General features: G+C 51.0%; 5 protein-coding genes and 1 pseudogene. All 6 read left to right on the top strand.

Features of this window, described 5'->3' with window-relative positions:
* Positions 1 to 845, top strand: an 845-nt coding sequence (locus tag D1841_RS16450; protein ID WP_166554299.1) for a DUF3991 and TOPRIM domain-containing protein, incomplete at its 5' end; no start/stop codon positions are given.
* Positions 845 to 1,915, top strand: coding sequence for a DUF3846 domain-containing protein (locus D1841_RS16445; RefSeq protein ID WP_237076153.1), 1,071 nt, complete (start codon positions 845 to 847; stop codon positions 1,913 to 1,915). The genes D1841_RS16450 and D1841_RS16445, both read left to right, overlap by 1 nt.
* A 137-nt stretch (positions 1,916 to 2,052) precedes the next feature.
* The gene (locus D1841_RS16440; RefSeq protein WP_160641636.1) at positions 2,053 to 2,391 is read left to right on the top strand and encodes a plasmid mobilization relaxosome protein MobC; all 339 of its coding nucleotides are present in this window, start codon (positions 2,053 to 2,055) and stop codon (positions 2,389 to 2,391) included.
* Positions 2,382 to 3,764, top strand: a complete 1,383-nt coding sequence (locus tag D1841_RS16435) for a relaxase/mobilization nuclease domain-containing protein (protein ID WP_160641637.1) — start codon at positions 2,382 to 2,384, stop codon at positions 3,762 to 3,764. Before D1841_RS16440 ends, D1841_RS16435 begins: the two co-directional genes overlap by 10 nt.
* Positions 3,748 to 4,557 (top strand): PcfB family protein, encoded by an 810-nt coding sequence (locus tag D1841_RS16430; RefSeq protein ID WP_161880048.1) that lies wholly within the window; start codon positions 3,748 to 3,750, stop codon positions 4,555 to 4,557. The genes D1841_RS16435 and D1841_RS16430 overlap by 17 nt, the downstream gene beginning before the upstream one ends.
* 5 nt (positions 4,558 to 4,562) lie before the next feature.
* Positions 4,563 to 4,901 (top strand): annotated as a pseudogene (locus tag D1841_RS16425) (LtrC-like protein); the annotation flags it as partial.

Here is a 4,901-nt window from a genome sequence, read left to right as displayed (position 1 = left end):
GTACCCATGACAGCCTTAAGATCTCCAACGGGAAATGGATGTGGTGGTCACATCGAATAGGCGGATACAATGCCCTTGACTATCTGGTAAAAGTCAAGGGTATTTCTTTTGTAGAAGCCGTAGAAACGCTGATGGGTGGAGGTTCGATTATGCCGAGCGTGGTATGCGCTGCACCGAAAAAAGAGCAGCCGAAGGTCTTGCTTTTGCCGGAAAGAAGCCCCACAACAGATAAGGTTACAGAATATCTTTTCGGCAGAGGAATCGACTATGGCATCATCGAATACTGCATTTCTCAGGGGCTTATCTTTGAGAGCCTACCGTACCACAACGCCGTTTTCGTGGGCTATGACCATGAGAGAAAACCCAGATATGCAGCGTTTCGGGCGACAAACAGCACCCGTATTATGGGAGACTGTTCCGGCAGCGACAAGCACTATTCCTTTCGGATAGCGGACAGTAAGAGTGAAGAGCTGCACCTGTTTGAGTGTGCCATTGACCTGCTATCCTTTGCTACTTTGGAGCTGATGGAAGGGCGAGATTGGAGGGAGAAAAACCTTGTTTCGCTCTCCGGCGTGTATCTGTCAAAGAAGAGACCGGAGGAAAGCAAGACCCCAATGGCATTGTCACAGTTTCTTGGTGACAATCCTCATATCAGGAAAATCACCCTGCATTTTGACAACGATGCGGCGGGGAGAAGTGCGAGCATGGCGCTTAAAACGAAGCTGGGAGACCAGTATGAGATTACAGACCGCCCGCCACAGTACGGCAAGGACTATAATGATTTCCTCTGCCGGAGGCTGGGCATTTCCAGAGAAAAACACAGCGAAAGGAGAGAAGAACGCTGATGAAGATTAAAATTTATCAGGTGAGCATGGAGCGTGATTCCGAAAATCTTGCCTTCATGGGCAGCGACTTTGTGAAGAAAAAGCATGGTGATTTGAGCCTCGACAGCTCAGTCTATGACAGCGTATTCGAGGGGACTGTCGAGTGCAGAAGCCTTGAAGATGTGTATGATGTATTCAATAAGAGACACCCCACCGGCTATAAAGCCCGGTCGCTGTCGGTCTCTGATGTGGTCGAGGTACTGGAAGCTGAGAAAGTAAAAAAGGGCTTCTATTTCTGCGACAGCTTTGGGTTTAAGGAGGTTTCTTTCGACCCCACCAAGGCGCAGCAGAGCGAGAGGTTCTGCGATTACGACCAGCTCAAGACCATCGAAGTGCTGCTTGTGCAGCCGGACAAAGCGCCCCAGCTTATCAGAATTGAGGACAGTCTGGCAGCAATGCAGGCGGTTGTCGGCGGTGACATCGAGGAATATATGCCCTTCTCTGACGAGGTTGCGCTCATCTGCAACGAGGAAGGAAAGGTCAACGGACTGCCCTTGAACCGTGCAATTTACGCCGAGCCGGTTGAGGTGGACATGACCTATCAGGAGATGAAAAACCATTTTCGGGAGGTCGAGAAAGAGTACGGTGAACACATCACCGGCTATATCGTTTTCTCACAGGACAGCTTTACGAAGCCCTATTCTTTGGAGTCCAGAACCTATGTGGTGTCCAGCGACAACAAGGCATTTCAGCCGAACAAGGGCGGCTATTCCATCTTTGCAGAAGCGCTTGATGGGACGGATCAGGGTGTTCGTCTGGAGCAGTATATGGCGGAAGAGTATGGCGGTAAGGACGGTTGGAAGGTGGAACGCTGCTATATGAAGAACGACTCTCGTGAGATGCTTGACATCATTGCGGGAGATTTTTTTATTGTCGCAGCACCCATTGAGAGCGAGAGGTTTGAGAGCCTGACCCCTGAGCAGGTGAAGAAATATCAGGAGAAGTTCAAGAACCCAGAGCGTTTTTTCCGTACTGAAAGCGGTATCGCTGCCGTTCCTTACAAGCCGGTCTCAAAGGAAATGGAGCGATAATCTGCGAGAAAGCGACGGACGGGAGAATGTCTGTATCATCTTAACGAGCAGACCCTTTTTACTCCTATCGGCGCAAAAACGGTAGTGTCATTTAGGGGTTCCCCCTAATACCCCATCTATGAAAGGAGAGTTTGCCTATGAAGCGAACGATTAAAAAGCAATTCTGGTTTTCCAAAGCGGAAGCTCAGGATTTGCAGAAGAAAGCCAAGCGCACCTGCCTGACGGAAGCGGCGCTTGTCAGGCTTCTGCTGAAAGGATATGAACCAAGAGAGAAGCCGGACGATAGATTCTACGATGTCATGCGAGAACTGTCTGCCATCGGCAACAACATTCACCAGCTATCAGCAAAAGCAAATGCCTTGAACTTCATCGACGCTCCGGCGCTTGCAAAGGAAGCCGAACGCTGGCATAAGTTTCAGGCTGATGTTGAGAGAGTGTTTCTGCGACCGGAGCAGAGCGGTTTGAAGTGGCAGTAACAAAGCTGTGGGCGGTAACGGTCAGACTTGGTACTGTGCTGGACTACGCCACGAATCCAGAGAAAACCGAAAAATCCAAATCAAGGTTCAGCGATGCTGACTATCAGGCGCTTCGTGATGTGCTTGCCTATGCAAAGGACGAGGAGAAAACCGAGCATGAGTTTTTCTGTGAGGGGATTAACTGCAATGTGGCAACTGCACGAGAGCAGTTTGTCTCTGTTAAGGAGCAGTTCGGTAAATCCGATGGAATCCAAGCCTATCATGGCTACCTGAGCTTTAGGGAGCAGGACATCACGCCGGAGTTGGCGCAGAAGATCGGAATGGAGTTTGCAAACGAGGTGTGGGGGAAGAGGTTTCAGGTTGTTGTGACAACACACCTAAATACAAAGCACCTGCATTGTCATTTCGTCATCAACTCGGTTTCTTTTGCAGATGGAAAGCGTCTGCATGGGGAGGAGAAAGCATGGTTTAAGTTTCATCAAATTGCGGATACCTTGTGCCGCAAGTATGGACTCCATGTGATAGAAAATCCACAACGCAACGCCCCGCCCACTCACCTGACTGTTATGGACAAGGCGGGAATGCCCACGAGGTACAATGTGGTGCGAGCCGCCCTCGATGAAGCCATTGCCCAAAGCTCCAACAGGAGGCAGCTTGAGTACGCCCTCAAAGAGATGGGTTACTCGTTCGATTTCAATGACCGGCACAAATACTGGACGATTTTGCCCAAGGGAAGCAAGAAGCCGATCCGTCTGTACCGGCTTGGTGAGGAATATGCCAATGACCGGATTATGGATCGGCTGAAAGAAAATCAGGGAAAGGTTTTGATGCGGACATTCCAGCGTGAAGCGCCCAAGCCCCGCCAGTATGCGCTTGTCACTCGTGAGCAGCGTATCCGTAGGGTGGGCGGGCTGAAAGGTCGTTATCTTTATTACTGCTACAAACTGGGATACCTCCCAAACTATAAGAAGCAAAGTCCAACGAGGGTTCACTACCTTTTGAGAGATGACCTGATGAAGCTGGACGAATTGAGCGCACAGACAACGCTGCTATGCAGACACCAGATTGGTACTGCTGAGCAGCTTTTTTCGTATCGAGCCTCGGTTGAGGAAGAAATCAAAGTGCTTACCGCCAACAGAACGCATCTCCGAAATGAAATCCGAAGAGTGGATATATCAGATGAAAGGCTGTTAGCGGCAAAGGGCGAGATTTCTGAGATCTCCGAGAAACTGAAAAGGCTCCGCAGAGAGTTGAAGCTCTGCGATGGGATTGCGGAGCGCTCCGGTGTGATTCAAGAGAAGCTGGAGAAGGTCATCGCAGAGGAAGAAATCATGCAGAGAAAGGAGAGAAGGTTCTATGACAAGCAGCGGTGACGCAGCGGAACAGGTTGTCCGGTTATCCCTTGAGGGCTTCGAGGTTGCCGCAAAACTGACCGGTTCGGCTGCAAAGGAAGTTGCCATTCTGCTGGCGTCGGTCTTGAAGCAGGAAGTCACGCAGTCAGGAAAGACCAGAGGTAAGGCAAGACTGACCAGTATGATTAAGTCCGGCAAGGAGCTGAAGGTGTTTTCGCTCCCGCAGAAGGACTTGAAGAAGTTTACCGAACACGCCAAGCGCTACGGCGTTCTGTATTGTGTCCTTCGTGACCGGAACACCAACGCCCCTGATGCTCAGATAGATATTATCGCCAGAGCTGAGGACGCATCTAAAATCCAGCGCATCGTGGATCGCTTCGAGCTTGGTACAGTGGACAAGGCATCTATCGTCTCGGAAGCAGAGCGGGATGTTGCCGAGCGGGAGGCGATGGAGCGAGAGGTTCCCTCCAAGACGATGGGAGAGCGCATTGTTGAAGAGGCGATGGGCAAAGGCAAGCAAAAGGAACGAAACGAACAGGAAAACCCTACTGCCGCAAAGACAGAAAAAAGCCCTCTGTCCGAGCAGCGCTTAGAGCGGGACGATACGCACACTGACAAGGGTGCTGCGAAGTCAGCCGAAAAAAAGCCTTCCGTAAGGGAAAAGCTGAACGGCTATAAGGCTGCGGCGGCAAAGCAGAAGGAAGCAGAGCGTGTCGAGCCTGAGACCGACAGGGGAAAAGTGGAGAGGGGCAAGCCCCGTCAGACCGTCCACCAACAGTCTGCGGTAAAGAAGAAAAAACCGAAAGAGAGGTAATGACTATGACAAGCAATTTTAAGCCGAAGCGGGCGGAACAGAGCCAGCGCCCGCAGCTTTCCACAGAGGAATGGATGGCAAAAAAGCAGGCGGAGAAAGAGGAAGTCTATGCGGTCATAGATGAGACTGCAAAAGAGGTTTTGTCCGATCCTGCCAAGTTGCAGGGCTTCCTCGATACGCAGAGCAGAATGGATCGGTACTCTGCGGCAAACGCCCTGTTGATTTTCAAGCAATACCCCAGCGCCACCCAGCTCAAGAGCTTCGGGGATTGGGGAGAGGAGAATGTGAAGATCAACAAGGGCGAAAAGAGCCTGTCCATTCTTGAGCCGGTAGAGTACACCAAG

The sequence above is a fragment of the Neglectibacter sp. X4 genome, from assembly GCF_009917365.1.
Taxonomy (GTDB): Bacteria; Bacillota; Clostridia; order Oscillospirales; family Acutalibacteraceae; genus Acutalibacter.
Note: the sequence above shows the minus strand (reverse complement) of the source record. Positions and strands in the feature narration are given on the sequence as shown.